The following is a 17,519-nucleotide window of genomic DNA, read 5'->3' as shown; positions in this document are numbered from 1 at the left end:
TGGCCTTAACCTGAACGTTTACGGTTGTTGTTGCGTGGAGCACCGCGACGATTGGCGTTATTCCCTCCGCGACGCGGGCCATTGCCGGAACGGCTGCGTTGCAGACGCTTAGGCGGCGGTAAATCCGTTAACAACGCTTCGCTGCTGTACTTGCTGACCGGGATGCTGTGGCCGATGTACTCTTCAATCGAAGGCAGATTCAGCGCGTACTCTTCACAGGCCAGGCTGATTGAATGACCGCTGGCGCCCGCACGACCGGTACGGCCAATACGGTGAACGTAATCTTCACAGTCGTCTGGCAGATCGTAGTTAAAGACGTGGGTAACAGCCGGGATGTGCAGACCGCGAGCAGCCACGTCAGTGGCGACCAGAATATCCACATCACCTTTGGTGAAGTCATCCAGAATGCGCAGGCGCTTCTTCTGCGCAACGTCGCCGGTCAGCAGGCCGACACGATGTCCATCGGCAGCCAGGTGGCCCCAGACATCTTCACAGCGGTGCTTGGTATTGGCGAAAATAATGGCGCGATCTGGCCACTCTTCTTCCAGCAGGGTCTGCAACAGGCGCATTTTCTCTTCGTTAGACGGATAGAAAAGCTCTTCCTGAATGCGATGGCCGGTTTTCTGTTCCGGTTCCACTTCCACATATTCAGCACTGTTCATGTGCTCGAATGCCAGTTCACGGACACGGTAGGAGAGGGTCGCCGAGAACAGCATGCTCAGACGCTGAGTCGCCGGCGGCATGCGACGGAACAGCCAGCGAATATCTTTAATAAAGCCGAGATCGAACATTCGATCGGCTTCGTCCAGCACCATGACCTGAATAGCACCGAGGTTAACGTGATTCTGTTTCGCGTAGTCGATCAGGCGACCGGTGGTAGCCACCAGAATATCAACGCCCTGCTCCAGCACTTTCAGCTGTTTGTCATAACCGTCTCCGCCATAGGCGAGACCCAGTTTCAGGCCGGTTGAGGCGGTAAGGGGTTCTGCATCTGCATGAATCTGCACAGCAAGTTCACGCGTCGGCGCAAGAATTAGTGCCCGTGGCTGGTTAACCTGACGACCTTCCGCCGCAGGATGAGAGAGAAGATGATGAAACGTTGACGTCAGAAACGCCATCGTTTTGCCGGTACCGGTTTGCGCCTGGCCTGCAACATCACGCCCTGAAAGCGTAAAAGGCAGAGCTAACGCCTGAATCGGCGTGCAGTATTGAAAGCCTTTAGTATCAAGGGCTTCCACCACTTTTGGGTGCAGGGCGAAGTCGGAAAACTTCTGTTCAGTTAAGTGTGTTTTGCTCATAGTGTGGTAGAATATCAGCTTACTATCGCTTTACGAAAGCGTATCCGATGAAATAAAGTCAACCAACATTGGTATATTTTACGCCAATTCGCCAGGCATAATCTTGTGGAGTAAAACATGAGCAGCGATAAAATCGTTCATCTGACTGATGACAGTTTCGACACCGACGTGCTGAAAGCCGACGGCGTTACACTGGTAGATTTCTGGGCTGAATGGTGTGGTCCTTGCAAAATGATCGCGCCAATCCTTGATGAAGTTGCAGAAGAGTATGATGGCAAGCTGACCATCGCTAAGCTGAATATTGATGATAACCCAGGCACGGCACCGAAGTATGGCATTCGTGGTATCCCGACGCTGCTGCTGTTTAAAAATGGTGAAGTCGCCGCGACCAAAGTGGGCGCGCTGTCTAAAGGCCAGCTGAAAGAGTTCCTGAACGCCAATCTGGCGTAATTCAGGGCTGAATGTCCGGCAGTGGTGAATTTATCTCCTGCTGCTGGACGTTCGCTTTCAGGCGTGCTAATTTACGAACACTGCATTACGAACTTACCTTGTAGTTAGCATCTAAAAGTTTTCCCTTGTTGAACCCTGTCGCCCTGTACCTTATAAAGATAGAACGGTTCAGCAATCTTACGGTTAGCTCCAACTCTGGCATCACATTCGGACATCTCCCTGCATACCGATCGCCATTCCATACGATGATCGTCAGGAAGAGCCGAAAAGAGCCATTAACGGCATGGATTAGTTGCCATACCATTCACGACAAACATTCCGAGTATTACCCCGAGTTTAAGAACCCATCACTATGAATCTTACCGAATTAAAGAATACGCCGGTTGCTGAGCTGGTTACTCTCGGCGAAAATATGGGACTGGAAAACCAGGCTCGTATGCGCAAGCAGGACATTATCTTTTCAATCCTGAAGCAGCACGCGAAAAGCGGCGAAGACATCTTCGGTGATGGCGTGCTGGAGATCCTTCAGGATGGATTTGGATTCCTCCGTTCCGGAGACAGCTCCTACCTCGCCGGCCCTGATGATATCTACGTTTCCCCTAGTCAAATCCGCCGCTTCAACCTCCGCACTGGTGACACCATCTCTGGCAAAATCCGTCCACCGAAAGAGGGTGAACGTTATTTTGCGCTGCTAAAAGTTAACGAAGTTAACTACGACAAGCCGGAAAATGCGCGTAATAAGATTCTGTTCGAAAACCTCACGCCGCTGCACGCAAATAAACGTCTGCGTATGGAGCGGGGTAATGGCTCAACGGAAGATTTAACTGCTCGCGTACTGGATCTGGCATCGCCAATTGGTCGTGGCCAGCGTGGTCTGATTGTTGCACCACCGAAAGCCGGTAAAACCATGCTGCTGCAGAACATCGCGCAGAGCCTGGCGCACAACTATCCGGACTGTACCCTGATGGTACTGCTGATCGATGAGCGCCCGGAAGAAGTAACCGAGATGCAGCGTCTGGTGAAAGGCGAAGTTATCGCCTCAACCTTCGATGAGCCCGCTTCACGCCACGTTCAGGTTGCTGAAATGGTGATTGAAAAGGCCAAGCGTCTGGTTGAGCACAAAAAAGATGTCATCATCCTGCTCGACTCCATTACACGTCTGGCACGTGCTTACAACACCGTGGTTCCTGCTTCAGGTAAAGTCCTGACCGGTGGTGTGGATGCCAACGCCCTGCATCGTCCAAAGCGTTTCTTTGGTGCTGCACGTAACGTGGAAGAGGGCGGTAGCCTGACCATCATCGCGACCGCGCTGGTTGATACCGGTTCGAAGATGGATGAAGTGATTTACGAAGAGTTTAAAGGTACCGGTAACATGGAACTGCATCTCGCCCGTAAAATCGCTGAAAAACGCGTCTTCCCTGCGATTGATTACAATCGCTCTGGTACGCGTAAAGAAGAGCTGCTCACCTCTCAGGAAGAGCTGCAGAAGATGTGGATCCTGCGTAAGATTATTCACCCGATGGGCGAAATCGACGCAATGGAATTCCTCATCAACAAGCTGGCGATGACCAAAACTAATGATGAATTCTTCGATATGATGAAGCGTTCTTAATCCGATACTGCCTGGCCGAACCTCAGATTCGGCTTTTTTAGTCCAGATGCGCAGAAAATCGACCTCACGCCACGTCTCAACGTGGCGTTTTTCATTTGTGAGCTATAGGATTGAACACTGGCAGGAGCATTTATAATGACTGTGGTAGCGATGGCGAACTTTTAACCGTTCGTCTGTCTCTTTATGCAGAATTCGGAATCCGACACAGCGATAGGCGCGTTTTTTCGCGTATTGTTGTGCGGGATGTTAGCTGAGAGCGTTTAACGTGAATTTACTCACTATGAGTACTGAGCTTGGTTTAATTTTTCTCTTTTCCCTGGCTTTCCTCTTTTTTGCTCGAAAAGCGGCTAAAAAAATTGGTTTAGTTGATAAGCCTAACTCACGTAAACGCCATCATGGCGCGATTCCGTTGGTGGGCGGCATTTCTGTGTTCGCAGGTATCTGCTTTACGTTTGCCATTACCAACTACTATCTGCCTCACGCACTGCTCTATCTGGGCTGTGCCGGTGTTCTGGTGCTGGTTGGCGCACTGGATGACCGTTTCGATATCAGCGTCAAAATTCGTGCGGTGGTGCAGGCCATTGTCGCGCTGGTGATGATGTTTGGCGCAAAACTCTATCTGCTTAGCCTGGGCTTTATCGTCGGCCCGTTCGAGCTTATCGTGGGGCCCTTCGGCTATGTGCTGACGCTGTTTGCCGTCTGGGCCGCGATCAACGCCTTTAATATGGTGGATGGGATTGATGGTCTGCTGGGTGGACTTTCCTCGGTCACCTTCGCCGCCATGGGGATCATCCTCTACTTCGACGGCCAGACCAGCCTCGCGATGTGGTGTTTTGCGATGATTGCCGCCACGCTGCCCTATATCCTGCTTAATCTCGGCTTCCTTGGCCGTCGCTTCAAAGTCTTTATGGGCGATGCCGGCAGCACCATGATCGGGTTCACCATTATCTGGATTCTGCTGGAAACGACGCAGGGTCTGAGCCATCCCATTACGCCCGTTACCGCACTATGGCTTATTGCCATTCCCCTGATGGATATGGTGGCGATTATGTATCGTCGCCTGCGCAAAGGCATGAGTCCGTTCTCGGCTGACCGTCAGCACATCCATCATCTGATTATGCGTGCCGGCTTTAGCTCGCGTCAGGCCTTTGTGCTGATTACTGTTGCGGCGGCCATTCTCGCCGGTATCGGTGTGCTGGGTGAATATCTGGCCTTCATCCCGGAGTGGGTGATGCTGTTGCTGTTCCTGGGCGCGTTTATGGTTTATGGCTATTGCCTCAAACATGCGTGGCGCGTGGCGCGACGTGTCCGCCGTATTAAGCGCCGTCTGAGCCATCATCGCGAAGCAAAAAACAAATTACCCTGAAAAGAGCTGATAAAGGATACCTCTGCCATGCCTTCTGACGTTGTGGACAACGAACTGGATATTCGCAGCTTTTGCTGCCGTTTATGGCGTGGCAAGCGCTGGATTGTCGGGCTGGCGCTGCTGTTTGCTCTGATCGCCTGGCTGGCCACGCTGCTGCTGAAGCAGGTCTGGAGTACTACGGCGATCACCGATCGTCCGACGGTGAACATGCTGGGTTCTTACTATGCACAGCAGCAGTTCCTGACCAATCTGGATGTGCGCAACAACGCCTTAACCCTGGCCGCACCTTCACCGACGGTGATGGATCAGGTTTATCAGGAGTTCACCATGCAACTCGCCTCCTGGGATACGCGTCGTGAGTTCTGGCAGCAAACGGATTATTACAAAAGTCGTAAAACCGGCAATGCACATAATGACGCCGCGCTGCTCGACGATATGATCGGCAATATCCTGTTCACGCCCGCTGACGCGGCACATAACCTGCCCGATAACGTCAAACTCAAAGCGGAAACCGCTGGCGACGCCAATAATCTGCTGCGTCAGTACATTGCCTATGCCAGTGAGCGCGCCGCGCGTCATCTGAATGATGAGCTAAAAGGTGCCTGGCGGGCGCGTACCGACCAGTTGCAGGCGCAGGTGAGACGTCAGCAAGATGTGGCTAACGCGGTGTTTCAGCGCCAGCAGCATCGGCTGGAGCAGGCGCTGAAGATCGCCAGCCAGCAGGGCATCAATGAGAAACAGACGCGTGAAGCGGGTGAGAATCTGGCAGACAGCGACCTGTTCCTGCTGGGCCAGCCCGTTTTACAGGGACAGCTGGATACCCTTCGCGCCACCGGTCCGGAGTTTGATATCAGCTATGATCAGAACAGAGCAATGCTGACCACGCTGCAGACCGGACCAAAACTGAACAGCCAGTTCCAGACCTACCGTTATCTGCGTACGCCGGAAGAGCCGGTATCACGTGACAGTCCGCGACGTCTGTTCATGATGATTATGTGGGGTGCCATTGGGGCATTAACAGGCGCGGGAGTGGCGCTGGCACGTCGTCCGCGTCTGATGTCAGACACGCATGAGTGAGAGAAACAGTGTGAAAGTTCTGACGGTATTTGGTACTCGCCCCGAAGCGATCAAAATGGCACCGCTGGTTCAGGCGCTGGCGCAGGATCCCGCTTTCGAATCGCGACTGTGCGTCACCGCACAGCATCGCGAAATGCTCGATCAGGTGCTGCGCCTGTTCAAGCTGCAGCCGGACTATGATCTTAATATCATGCGTCCTGAGCAGGGGCTGACCGAGATCACCTGCCGCATTTTAGAGGGCATGAAAACCGTCCTGCTCGACTTCAAACCGGACATCGTGCTGGTGCATGGTGACACGACCACGACACTGGCGGCGAGCCTGGCGGCATTTTATCATCAGATTCCGGTCGGGCATGTGGAGGCCGGTCTGCGTACCGGCGATCTCGCCTCGCCATGGCCGGAAGAGGGTAACCGTAAACTTACCGGTCATCTTGCCCATCTGCATTTTACCCCCACCTCCCGATCGCGGCAGAATCTGTTGCAGGAAAATCTGCCCGATGCGCGCATTATCGTAACCGGCAATACGGTCATTGATGCGCTGCTATGGGTTCGCGACAGGGTGCTGGATGACAGCAATCTGAATGCGCAACTGGCGGCGCGCTATCCGTTTCTCGACCCGGATAAGAAACTGGTGCTGGTCACCGGACATCGTCGCGAAAGCTTTGGTGGCGGCTTTGAACGTATCTGCAGCGCGCTGGCGCAGATTGCCCGCCAGCATCCCGAGGCGCAGATTGTCTATCCGGTGCACCTTAACCCCAATGTCAGCGAGCCGGTAAACCGGATTCTCAGCGGCATTGAGAATATCATTCTGATTGAACCGCAGGAGTATCTGCCTTTTGTCTGGCTGATGAACCGCGCCTGGCTCATCCTCACTGACTCCGGTGGCATTCAGGAGGAAGCGCCTTCGCTGGGTAAACCGGTGCTGGTGATGCGTGATACCACCGAGCGGCCTGAAGCGGTCGACGCCGGTACCGTCAAACTGGTGGGGACAGATATCGACCGAATCGTGGCGGAGGTCAGCACCTTGCTGACTGATGATGCTGCCTGGCAGGCGATGAGCCACGCCCATAATCCGTATGGCGATGGCAAAGCCTGTGGTCGTATTTTACAAGCCTTAAAAGATAACCGAGCCGAATTATGAGTTTTGAAACCATCTCCGTGATTGGACTGGGATACATTGGGCTGCCGACGGCAGCCGTTTTTGCCTCAAAGGGAAAAAAAGTAGTGGGCGTGGATATCAACGCGCGCGCCGTTGAAACCATCAATCGTGGCGCGATCCATATCGTGGAACCCGATTTAGATCAGGTGGTGCATGCGGCCGTGACGCGTGGCGATCTGCGCGCCACCACGCAGCCGGAAGCCGCCGACGCTTTTCTGATCGCCGTACCGACCCCTTTTAAAGATGCGCATCAGCCCGATCTGCGCTTTGTGAAAGCCGCGGCGGAGTCGATTGCGCCGGTACTGAAAAAAGGTGATCTGGTGATTCTGGAGTCGACCTCACCGGTGGGCAGCACTGAACAGATGGCCGAATGGCTGGCGGCGGCGCGTCCCGATCTGCGCTTTCCTCAGCACGGTGATACGCCCGATATTTTTGTGGCCTACTGCCCGGAGCGCGTGCTGCCTGGCCAGGTAATGGTTGAGCTGATTAACAACGACCGGGTGATTGGCGGCATGACGCCAGCCTGCTCCGCCCGCGCCAGCGAGCTTTATCGGCTGTTTTTAAAAGGCGAATGCGTTGAAACCAACGCCCGAACCGCCGAGATGTGTAAGCTGACAGAAAATAGCTTTCGTGACGTGAATATCGCCTTTGCCAATGAGCTGTCGCTGATTTGTGCCGATCAGGGGATTAACGTCTGGGAGCTGATTGCGCTGGCGAATCGCCATCCGCGCGTCAACATTCTGCAGCCAGGTCCAGGCGTCGGCGGTCATTGTATCGCCGTCGATCCCTGGTTCATCGTGGCGCAGAATCCTGAATTAGCCCGCCTGATCCGCACCGCGCGCGAGGTCAATGACGCCAAGCCGCAGTGGGTGCTGGACCAGGTGAAAACCGCGCTGGCGGACTGCCTGACGCAGACCGGCAAGCGCGCCAGCGATATCACTATCGCCTGCTTCGGCCTGGCCTTTAAACCGAATATCGATGACCTGCGCGAAAGCCCGGCGGTGGGTGTGGCACAGAAAATTGCAGAGTGGCACAGCGGCACCACCTGGGTGGTTGAACCCCATATTGAGCAGCTTGCTGACGCCCTGGTGGATAAAGCCGGACTGGTCTCCTGTGAGCAGGCGCTGGAACAGGCCGATATTCTGGTGATGCTGGTCGATCACCGTGCCTTCCGCGCCATTGATGGTGCCAGCGTTCAGCAGAACTGGATTGTCGACACCAAAGGTGTGTGGCGATGAGACGCTTTCTGATCACAGGCGGTGCCGGTTTTATCGGTTCGGCTCTGGTGCGCTTTCTGATCGCAGAAACCGAACATCAGGTGGTGGTGGTCGATAAACTCAGCTACGCCGGCAATCTGGCGTCACTCGCCAGCGTTGCCGACTCGTCCCGCTTTCATTTTGAGCAGGTCGATATCTGCGATCGCCCGGCACTTGATCAGGTGTTTGCTCGTCATCAGCCAGACTGTGTGATGCATCTTGCGGCTGAAAGCCATGTGGATCGTTCAATTGACGGGCCGGTGGCCTTTATCGAGACCAATATTGTCGGGACTTATCAGTTGCTGGAAGCCGCGCGTTTCTACTGGCAAAACCTGGATGACGCGCGCAAAACCGCCTTTCTGTTCCACCATATCTCGACCGATGAAGTCTTTGGCGATCTGCATGACAGCCAGGCTTACTTCACCGAAACCACACCTTATGCGCCAAGCAGTCCTTACGCCGCCAGCAAGGCCAGCAGCGACCATTTAGTGCGGGCCTGGCTGCGAACTTATGGTCTGCCCACGCTGGTGACCAACTGTTCAAATAACTACGGCCCCTGCCATTTCCCGGAGAAGCTGATCCCGCTGACCATTATCAATGCGCTGGCCGGGAAGGCCTTGCCGGTTTACGGCAACGGACAGCAGATTCGTGACTGGCTCTACGTCGAAGATCACGCCCGCGCACTCTATCAGGTGGTCAGCGATGGCAAGCCAGGCGAAACTTATAATATTGGCGGCCATAACGAGCGGCGCAATATTGAGGTGGTCGAAACGATCTGCAGCCTGCTTGAAGAGCTGGCCGCGGAGCAGAAACCTGCCGGGCTGGTGCATTACCGCGACCTGATTACCTATGTCACCGACCGCCCCGGTCACGATCAGCGCTATGCCATTGATGCCAGTAAAATCGCGCATGAACTTGGCTGGGTGCCGCAGGAAACCTTTGAAAGCGGCATGCGTAAAACCGTGGCATGGTATCTGGACAATCCCACCTGGTGGCAGGCTATTCTGGATGGTCGCTATCAGGGCGAACGCCTTGGCTTATCGCAATAAACCCGCGTAAGGAGCAGCGATGAAAGGCATCATTTTAGCGGGAGGGTCGGGCACGCGGTTACACCCGATAACCCGTGCAGTATCAAAGCAACTTCTGCCGGTCTACGACAAACCGATGATCTACTATCCGCTCTCCGTGCTGATGCTGGCGGGTATTCGCGACATCCTGTTAATTACCACGCCGGAAGACCGGGCGCAGTTTGAACGTCTGCTGGGCGATGGCAGTGAATTTGGGATACGCCTCAGCTATGCGGTGCAGCCAAGTCCTGATGGGCTGGCGCAGGCCTTTATCATCGGCGAATCCTTTATCGGCGAGGATAATTGCTGCCTGGTTCTGGGGGATAACCTCTATTTTGGTCAGGGCTTCAGCCCCAAGCTCCGGAAAGTCGTCGAACAGAATCGTGGCGCAACGGTGTTCGGCTATCAGGTTATGGATCCGGAACGTTTCGGTGTGGTGGAGTTTGACGATAACTTTAAGGCGATCTCAATTGAAGAGAAGCCACAACAACCGAAATCGCGCTGGGCGGTAACCGGGCTCTATTTTTATGACAACCAGGTTATTGAATTCGCGAAACAGGTGAAGCCCTCAGCGCGGGGCGAGCTGGAAATCACCGCCATTAACCAGATGTATCTGGCGCGCGGTGAGCTGACGGTCGAACTGCTGGGACGAGGCTTTGCCTGGCTGGATACCGGCACTCATGACAGCCTGGTGGAAGCCAGCATGTTTGTGCAGACGGTGGAAAAACGTCAGGGCTTTAAAATTGCCTGCCTGGAAGAGATTGCCTGGCGCAACAGCTGGCTGAGTGATGACCAGTTGCGTGCCGCGGGTGAAGCGCTGACAAAAACCGGCTACGGCCAATACCTGCTGGATTTATTACATGCCCGTCCACGTCAGTATTAATCCCCTTCGCTGGGAAAGTGCATTCTTCGGTGTTGAGACCATACGGCTGGAGCCTCAGGGCGATACGCCGCTGGAACAGGCACTGGGTCATCCCTGTGCGCTGATGCAGATGAAAGTCGCTGCCAGCGAGACGGCGCTAATTGATACGCTGCAGCAGCATCAGTTCCGGCTGGCAGAAGGCGAGGCGGATCTGACGCTGGCGGTTAAAGAGACAGAACGGCAGGCGGGAATTCGCATCGCGCGCGAAGCTCAGATCCCGCTACTGCGCGATGCGGCCTCACAGCTCTTCAGCCAGAGTCGTTTTCGCGCGCCCTGGTATGCGCCGGACGCCAGCGGACGCTTTTATGCGCAGTGGATTGAAAATGCGGTGCGCGGGGCGTTTGACGATCAATGCCTGGTGGCAAGTGATGCCGCGGGTCAGCTGCAGGGATTTGTTTCGCTGCGCGCGGTGGATGGCGATGCCCGCATTGGCCTGCTGGGCGTATTGCCCCACGCGCAGGGCCAGGGGCTGGGTCAGCGACTGATGCTGGCGGCGGCAGACTGGGCGCGGGTACGGCGGCTGGCTCAGCTTCGGGTTGCTACCCAGCTCAGCAATCTTACGGCGATGCGCCTCTATTTACGCAGCGGTGCCCGGCTCGACAGCACCGCCTATTGGTTTTACAGGAAAGGTCATGATTCCATTTAATGCGCCCCCGATTGTGGGCACAGAAATTGAGTATATGCAGTCGGCGATGAACAGCGGCAAGCTGTGCGGCGACGGCGGATTTACCCGTCGCTGTCAGCAGTGGATGGAGCAGCGGTTTGGCAGCAAAAAAGTGTTGCTGACTCCCTCCTGTACCGCTTCGCTGGAGATGGCCGCGCTGTTAATTGATCTGCAGCCCGGCGATGAAGTGATCATGCCGAGCTATACCTTTGTCTCTACCGCCAACGCCTTTGTGCTGCGCGGCGCCCGCATTGTGTTTGTTGATGTGCGCCCGGACACCATGAACATTGATGAAACGCTGATCGAAGCGGCCATCACTGAAAAAACCCGCGCCATTGTGCCGGTGCATTACGCAGGCGTGGCCTGTGAAATGGACACCATCATGGCGCTGGCGACAAAGCATAAGCTGTTTGTGATTGAAGATGCGGCGCAGGGCGTGATGTCACGCTACAAAGGTCGTGCGCTGGGCACCATCGGTCATATTGGCTGTTTCAGTTTTCACGAAACCAAGAACTACACCGCCGGCGGCGAAGGCGGCGCGACGCTCATTAACGACGCCAGCCTGGTCGAGCGCGCCGAGATCGTGCGGGAAAAAGGCACCAACCGCAGCCAGTTCTTCCGGGGTCAGGTCGATAAATACACCTGGCGCGATATGGGATCGAGCTATCTGATGGCCGATCTGCAGGCCGCCTATCTCTGGGCGCAGCTGGAAGCCGCTGAACGCATCAACCAGCAGCGGTTACGCATCTGGCAGCGTTATTACGATGCGCTGCAGCCGCTGGCGGCTCAGGGACGCATCAGTCTGCCGGTGATCCCCGCCAGCTGTGAACACAATGCGCACATGTTCTACATCAAACTGCGCGATCACGACGATCGCCAGGCGCTGATAAACTGGATGAAAGAAGCCGAGATACTGACGGTGTTCCACTATATTCCGCTGCACAGTTCGCCTGCCGGTGAGCGGTTCTCGCAGTTTGTCGGCGACGATCGCTTTACTACGCGGGAAAGTGAACGCCTGCTGCGCCTGCCGCTGTTTTATAACCTGTCGGATAATAATCAGAGCACGGTTATCAGCTCACTGCTGAGCTTCTTTTCCTGATGTCATTAGCCAGAGCCTCAGTGTGGACCGCGTCGTCCACGCTGGTAAAAATTGTGGCCGGTCTGCTGGTGGTCAAACTGCTGGCGGTCAGCTTCGGACCCGAGGGGGTCGGCCAGGCGGGGAACTTCCGTCAGTTGATCACCGTGCTGGGCGTGCTGGCGGGCGCAGGCATCTTTAATGGCGTCACCACCTATGTGGCGCAGTATCAGCAGCAGCCCGAACAGTTGCGGGCGATGGTGGGCACGGCATCAACCATGGTGCTGGGCTTTTCCGGTGTGCTGGCGTTGCTGTTTCTGCTGGCGGCGGCACCCATCAGCATCGCGCTGTTTGGTCACGACCGCTATCAGGGCGTCATCCGCGTGGTGGCGTTTCTTCAGCTCGGCATCGCCTGGGCCAACTTTACCCTGGCGCTGCTAAAGGGCTATCGCGACGCGCGCGGTAATGCGCTGGCGCTGATTCTCGGCAGTCTGATGGGTGTGGCGGGCTATCTGCTCTGCTGGTGGCTGGGCGGCTATCAGGGTGCGCTGACCGGGCTGGCGCTGGTGCCGGCTTTGCTGCTGCTGCCTGCACTCCTGATGCTGAAACGCCGTGCGCCGCTGCCGCTGAGCTGGCTGCGTCCGCAATGGCATCCTGAGCTGGCCCGTAATCTGGCAAAATATACCCTGATGGCGCTGATCACTGCCGTGACCCTGCCGGTCGCCTGGGTGTTGATGCGTAATCTGCTGGCGGAGCAGCAGGGCTGGGCACAGGTCGGATTGTGGCAGGGCGTCACCAGCATTTCCGACGCCTACCTGCAGTTTATTACCGCGACGTTTAGCGTCTGGCTGCTGCCGACGCTGGCGCGGCTGGATAACAAACGCGACATCGCGCGCGAGATTGGTCGTGCGCTGCGCTTTGTCCTGCCCGCCGTAGCGGCCGCCAGCCTGGGTGTCTGGGTACTGCGCGATTTCGCCATCAGCCTGCTGTTCTCTGAAGCTTTTCGCGGGATGCGCGATCTCTTTGTCTGGCAGCTGTGCGGTGATGTTTTTAAGGTCGGCGCCTATGTTTTCGGATATCTGGTTATCGCCAAAGCCTCGCTGCGCTTTTATGTTCTGACTGAGATCAGCCAGTTCCTGTTGCTGACCCTGTTCTCACGCTGGTTGATCCCGTTACATGGCGCGACGGGTGCGGCGCAGGCCTATATGTTTACCTATATGGCTTACTTTGCCCTGTGTTGTGGCGCTTTTATCGTTTACTGCCGGAAAAAATGACTTTAATTCACGTTTTGGGATCGGACATTCCCCACCACAATCTTACGGTGCTGCGCTTTTTCAACGATGTACTCAGCGTTGAGCAGCCTGCGGCTGCGCCACGCCATTTTATGGTGGTGACGCAGCAGCCAGAGAGCCTGACGTCGTTCAGTGCGTTGCAGATTGAGTGCTTCACCAGCAAAAAAGCGCTGGCGCAGGCGGTGCTGCAGCGGGCCAGAAATCGTCAGCAGCGTTTTTTCTGCCATGGTCAGTTTAACCCGTGGATCTGGCTGGCGTTACTCAGCGGTAAGCTGCGCCGTTCTCAGCTCTTCTGGCACGTCTGGGGTGCCGATCTCTATGAAGATTCGCGCAGCCTGAAGTTCCGCCTGTTCTATCTGGTTCGCCGGATAGCGCAGGGGTGTGTTGCACAGGTTTTTGCGACCCGTGGCGACCTGCATCACTACCAGCAGCGCCATCGGCGCGTACCCGGTTCCCTGCTCTATTTTCCCACCAGAATGCCCGCCGCAGCCGTTGAATCTGCGCCGTCGCAGCCTTTTACGCTGTTGCTGGGCAACTCGGGCGACCCGAGTAACCGGCATATCGAAGGTTTAAAAGCGATTCACGCGCAGTTTGGTGAGCAGGTGCGTATTGAGGTCCCATTGGGCTATCCGCCAGGCAATGAGGCTTACATCAGCCAGATTCAGGCTGCAGCCGATGCGCTGTTCCCGCAGGGGCAGGTAAATCTGATGCGTGAAAACCTGGCGTTTGATGATTACTTAGCCCTGCTGGCGCGCTGCCATGTCGGCTATTTTATGTTTGAACGTCAGCAAGGGGTGGGAACACTCTGTCTGCTGATCCAGGCCAACGTGCCGTTTGTCCTGACCCGCAAAAATCCATTCTGGCGTGATGTGGCAGAGCAGCAGCTTCCGGTATTGTTCAGCGAAGATACGCTGTCGCCTGCGGTGATCGCCGAGGCACGTCGTCAGCTGATGAGCTGTGATAAACAGGCTATCGCCTTTTTTGCGCCGGGTTATCTGGCGGGCTGGCGAGCCGCGTTACAGCTTAGCGAAGGGGAGTTGTCATGAGTCTTATGCAGTTTGGCGGCCTGCTGGTGGTCTATCTGCTGTCGCTGGTTTTTATTCTGACCCTGACCTGGCGGGAGTTTAAGCGCGTCCGTTTTAACTTCCATCTGTTCTTCACGTTGCTGTTCTTACTGACCTTTTACTTCGGCTTCCCGCTGACCTCCGTGCTGGTGTTTCGCTTTAATGTCGACGTGGTGCCGGTTGAGAACCTGCTGGAGGCGCTGCTGTCGGCCACGGCGTTTTACGCCATTTATTACGTCAGCTATAAAGTGCGGCTGAAACCCGCCAGTGCGTCTCCGGCGAAGCCCTGGCTGCAGATGAATCGCGTCGAAACCCATCTGACCTGCGTGATCCTGGCGCTGGTGGCGCTGGGTACGGTGACGGTGTTCTTTATTCATAACGGTTTTCTGCTGTTCCGCCTGACCGCCTATAACCAGATTTTCTCCAGTGAAGTGTCGGGTGTCGCGCTTAAGCGCTTCTTTTATTTCTTTATTCCGGCGATGCTGATCCCCTACTTTTTGCGTCCGACGCGCCGCAACTGGCTGCTGTTCCTGGTGGTGACCGTTGCCTTTGGTTTACTGACCTACGCGCTGGTGGGCGGCACCCGCGCCAATATCATTATTGCGTTTGCCCTGTTCCTGTTTATCGGGATTACGCGTGGCTGGATCACTTTGTGGATGCTGGCAACGGCGGGCGTGCTGGCGATTGCAGGAATGTTCTGGCTGGCACTGCGCCGCTATAACCTCGACGTGATGGGCGATGAAGCGTTTTATACCTTCCTTTATCTGACCCGTGATACCTTCTCGCCGTGGGAGAATCTCGCCTTGCTGCTGGATAATTACGCCAGAATTGAGTTTCAGGGGCTGGCGCCGCTGTGGCGTGATTTCTACGTTTTCATTCCGACCTGGCTCTGGCCGGATCGGCCGCTGGCGGTATTAAACAGTGCTAACTACTTTACCTGGGAAGTGCTGAACAACCATTCTGGCCTGGCGATTTCACCTACGCTGATAGGGTCGCTGGTAGTGATGGGTGGCGTCTGGGCGATTCCGATCGGTGCGGTCGCGGTAGGGATGATTATAAAAGCCTTTGATGCGATCTATCAGCGTGGCTGCCTTGAGACCAACCGGTACACCGGCGCCATCCTGCAAAGCTTCTGTTTTGGCGCGGTCTTTAACATGATCGTGCTGGCACGCGAAGGCCTTGATGCGTTCGGTTCACGCGTGGTGTTTTTCTGCATTATTTTTGCTGCCTGTCTGGGCATGGCTAAATTACTTTTCTGGTTACTGGATCGCGCAGGTTTAATTCGCGACCGCAGCAGGCGGGTGTTGCACAGCTCCCTCTGATTAACCTCTGGGATTGACGGAAGATATGACAAAGTTAACTGAGACGCCGCAGTACCGGATTCGCGGCGTTGAGTTGTATGGCTTCGAAAACATGCCGTCGGCGGTGAATTTTCTGATGCCGCCGCAGAGCGTTCGCAGCGGTATTTTAGTAGCGATCAATGCGGAGAAGATCCTGACCGCTGAGCGGGATGAGGGATTACGCACGCTGTTAGCGCAGGCGGAATATGCGTACGCCGATGGCATCAGCATTGTGCGCTCGATTCGTAAAAAGTATCCACACGCTTCGGTGCAGCGCATTGCGGGTGCAGATTTATGGGAAGCGCTGATGGAACGCGCCGGGCGGGAAGGAACGCCAGTGTTTCTTATCGGTGGGCGTCAGCAGGTGCTGGATGAAACCTGCGATAAGCTACGTCGTCAGTGGAATGTGAATATTGTCGGGGCGCAGGATGGCTATTTTGCGCCAGCCGATCAGGATGCGCTGTTTGCCCGGATTGCTGCCAGCGGCGCGAAGCTGGTGACTGTAGCGCTGGGGTCGCCGCGTCAGGAGCTATTGATGCTGGCGTGCCGTGCGCACTGGCCTGATGCGCTCTATATGGGCGTGGGTGGAACCTACGATGTTTTCACCGGCCATGTGAAGCGAGCGCCTGAGATCTGGCAGCGGCTGGGGCTGGAGTGGCTCTACCGTCTGATTCGGCAACCAGGCCGCCTGCGCAGGCAATTAAAACTGCTTAAATATTTGCGCTATCACTGGCGTGGCGATCTCTGATATTGCTGATAAATGCCGCATTTTTACGCGTTGAGAGAGAGGAAATGCACTATTTGTCGACAAAATGCACAAAGCGTAATCAAACGCGTCTTTTTATTTAAAAAGCACTAGACACGATGGGCGCTTATCTCTAGTATGCACATCCGCAACGGCGCTACGCGCCCGTAGCTCAGCTGGATAGAGCGCTGCCCTCCGGAGGCAGAGGTCTCAGGTTCGAATCCTGTCGGGCGCGCCATATCGTTTGTGCGCATGAGCTTCGGTGGTTGATTTACCGCGGTTGGCAGTAGAGATTTAAATGCTGCAGGTTTTTAACTTGTGACATTAAGTATTGTGGTGGCTATAGCTCAGTTGGTAGAGCCCTGGATTGTGATTCCAGTTGTCGTGGGTTCGAGTCCCATTAGCCACCCCAGATTTTGCTGGGAAACGCGAAGGTGGCGGAATTGGTAGACGCGCTAGCTTCAGGTGTTAGTGTCTTAACGGACGTGAGGGTTCAAGTCCCTCTCTTCGCACCAGGCAAAACAGTTAAAAAAATCGGCGAGTAGCGCAGCTTGGTAGCGCAACTGGTTTGGGACCAGTGGGTCGGAGGTTCGAATCCTCTCTCGCCGACCATTTTAGAAACCTGTCTGAAAAGACAGGTTTTTTTTCGTCTGTAGAAAGAGGATGAGGACCTCCGAAGGAGGTTTGAGCCGAGCGCAGCGAGACAACGTTGCTTCAGCAACGGCCCGAAGGGCGCTGCTCGCAGAGCAGAGTCATCCTCTCTCGCCGACCATTTTAGAAACCTGTCTGAAAAGACAGGTTTTTTTTCGTCTGCAGAAAAGAGGATGAGGATCTTTGCAGAAGGTTTAAGCCGGGGCGCATGCTGTGGAACAACGTAGCGGTGAGTTCGAGCCTCCGAAGGGAATACGGTCAGATCGGAAAGGCGCTAATGCCATCCATGGCCGCTCGGCCCACGCGATTACGCACCTCATCCCTGAGGTGCGCCCGTAAACGGGCCAACGCTTTGCGTTGTTCAAAAACGCTCCCGGCGTTTTTGTCCCTGGCGTGGGACGCTTTCCTCCTCTGACCGTATTCCCTGCGCATTGAGCATCTTCATTGCTGTAAACCCTAGCCCGCACAGCGCTGAGAGCAG

General features: G+C 55.5%; 15 protein-coding genes, 4 tRNA genes and 1 other RNA gene. 19 read left to right on the top strand and 1 reads right to left on the bottom strand.

The annotated features are described in order from the left end of the window. Positions 1–5: 5 nt before the first annotated feature. On the bottom strand, positions 6–1,298 hold the full coding sequence (gene rhlB, locus AC0T7J_RS17015) for an ATP-dependent RNA helicase RhlB (protein ID WP_003851965.1): 1,293 nt from the start codon (positions 1,296–1,298) through the stop codon (positions 6–8). A gap of 117 nt (positions 1,299–1,415) precedes the next feature. Between rhlB and trxA the strand changes: the two genes are divergently transcribed. From trxA to AC0T7J_RS16920, 19 genes are all read left to right on the top strand, one after another. Then, complete coding sequence (trxA, locus tag AC0T7J_RS17010) at positions 1,416–1,748, top strand: thioredoxin TrxA (RefSeq protein WP_003851963.1); 333 nt, start codon at positions 1,416–1,418, stop codon at positions 1,746–1,748. 352 nt (positions 1,749–2,100) lie between these two features. Then, entirely contained in the window at positions 2,101–3,360 is a 1,260-nt protein-coding gene (gene rho, locus AC0T7J_RS17005) for a transcription termination factor Rho (RefSeq protein ID WP_010257369.1), read from the top strand. Between the two features lie 280 nt (positions 3,361–3,640). Then, positions 3,641–4,726 (top strand): UDP-N-acetylglucosamine--undecaprenyl-phosphate N-acetylglucosaminephosphotransferase, encoded by a 1,086-nt coding sequence (gene wecA, locus AC0T7J_RS17000; protein ID WP_473795436.1) that lies wholly within the window; start codon positions 3,641–3,643, stop codon positions 4,724–4,726. Positions 4,727–4,753: 27 nt separating this feature from the next. After that, positions 4,754–5,803 (top strand): ECA polysaccharide chain length modulation protein, encoded by a 1,050-nt coding sequence (wzzE, locus tag AC0T7J_RS16995; protein WP_473795435.1) that lies wholly within the window; start codon positions 4,754–4,756, stop codon positions 5,801–5,803. Between the two features lie 10 nt (positions 5,804–5,813). Beyond that, positions 5,814–6,944 (top strand): non-hydrolyzing UDP-N-acetylglucosamine 2-epimerase, encoded by a 1,131-nt coding sequence (wecB, locus tag AC0T7J_RS16990; RefSeq protein ID WP_473795624.1) that lies wholly within the window; start codon positions 5,814–5,816, stop codon positions 6,942–6,944. Beyond that, positions 6,941–8,200: a UDP-N-acetyl-D-mannosamine dehydrogenase gene (gene wecC / locus AC0T7J_RS16985; protein WP_473795433.1), complete on the top strand. Its 1,260-nt coding sequence runs from the start codon at positions 6,941–6,943 to the stop codon at positions 8,198–8,200. Before wecB ends, wecC begins: the two co-directional genes overlap by 4 nt. Further along, positions 8,197–9,267: a dTDP-glucose 4,6-dehydratase gene (gene rfbB, locus AC0T7J_RS16980; RefSeq protein WP_473795432.1), complete on the top strand. Its 1,071-nt coding sequence runs from the start codon at positions 8,197–8,199 to the stop codon at positions 9,265–9,267. The genes wecC and rfbB overlap by 4 nt, the downstream gene beginning before the upstream one ends. A 19-nt stretch (positions 9,268–9,286) precedes the next feature. Beyond that, positions 9,287–10,168: a glucose-1-phosphate thymidylyltransferase RfbA gene (gene rfbA / locus AC0T7J_RS16975; RefSeq protein WP_099257339.1), complete on the top strand. Its 882-nt coding sequence runs from the start codon at positions 9,287–9,289 to the stop codon at positions 10,166–10,168. Continuing rightward, positions 10,146–10,853: a dTDP-4-amino-4,6-dideoxy-D-galactose acyltransferase gene (gene rffC / locus AC0T7J_RS16970; protein ID WP_473795430.1), complete on the top strand. Its 708-nt coding sequence runs from the start codon at positions 10,146–10,148 to the stop codon at positions 10,851–10,853. The genes rfbA and rffC overlap by 23 nt, the downstream gene beginning before the upstream one ends. After that, positions 10,840–11,970, top strand: coding sequence for a dTDP-4-amino-4,6-dideoxygalactose transaminase (gene rffA, locus AC0T7J_RS16965; RefSeq protein ID WP_473795428.1), 1,131 nt, complete (start codon positions 10,840–10,842; stop codon positions 11,968–11,970). The genes rffC and rffA overlap by 14 nt, the downstream gene beginning before the upstream one ends. Beyond that, entirely contained in the window at positions 11,970–13,220 is a 1,251-nt protein-coding gene (wzxE, locus tag AC0T7J_RS16960; protein WP_473795427.1) for a lipid III flippase WzxE, read from the top strand. Before rffA ends, wzxE begins: the two co-directional genes overlap by 1 nt. Beyond that, a complete protein-coding gene (wecF, locus tag AC0T7J_RS16955; protein ID WP_473795425.1) occupies positions 13,217–14,284 on the top strand; it encodes a TDP-N-acetylfucosamine:lipid II N-acetylfucosaminyltransferase in 1,068 nt (355 codons plus the stop codon). The genes wzxE and wecF overlap by 4 nt, the downstream gene beginning before the upstream one ends. Next, entirely contained in the window at positions 14,281–15,624 is a 1,344-nt protein-coding gene (gene wzyE / locus AC0T7J_RS16950; RefSeq protein WP_473795423.1) for an ECA oligosaccharide polymerase, read from the top strand. Before wecF ends, wzyE begins: the two co-directional genes overlap by 4 nt. Positions 15,625–15,649: 25 nt before the next feature. After that, entirely contained in the window at positions 15,650–16,390 is a 741-nt protein-coding gene (gene wecG / locus AC0T7J_RS16945; RefSeq protein WP_031292610.1) for a lipopolysaccharide N-acetylmannosaminouronosyltransferase, read from the top strand. 158 nt (positions 16,391–16,548) lie between these two features. Continuing rightward, positions 16,549–16,625 (top strand) — tRNA-Arg (locus AC0T7J_RS16940). Positions 16,626–16,723: 98 nt separating this feature from the next. Beyond that, a tRNA-His gene (locus AC0T7J_RS16935) sits at positions 16,724–16,799 on the top strand. 16 nt (positions 16,800–16,815) lie between these two features. After that, positions 16,816–16,902, top strand: a tRNA-Leu gene (locus AC0T7J_RS16930). A 20-nt stretch (positions 16,903–16,922) separates the two neighbouring features. Next, positions 16,923–16,999 (top strand) — tRNA-Pro (locus tag AC0T7J_RS16925). A 30-nt stretch (positions 17,000–17,029) separates the two neighbouring features. Beyond that, a non-coding RNA gene (locus tag AC0T7J_RS16920) (RtT sRNA) lies at positions 17,030–17,159 on the top strand. The last annotated feature ends 360 nt before the right edge of the window (positions 17,160–17,519 follow it).

This window comes from Pantoea sp. E956-1 (assembly GCF_982223955.1).
This window is presented reverse-complemented; position numbering and strand designations above follow the sequence as displayed.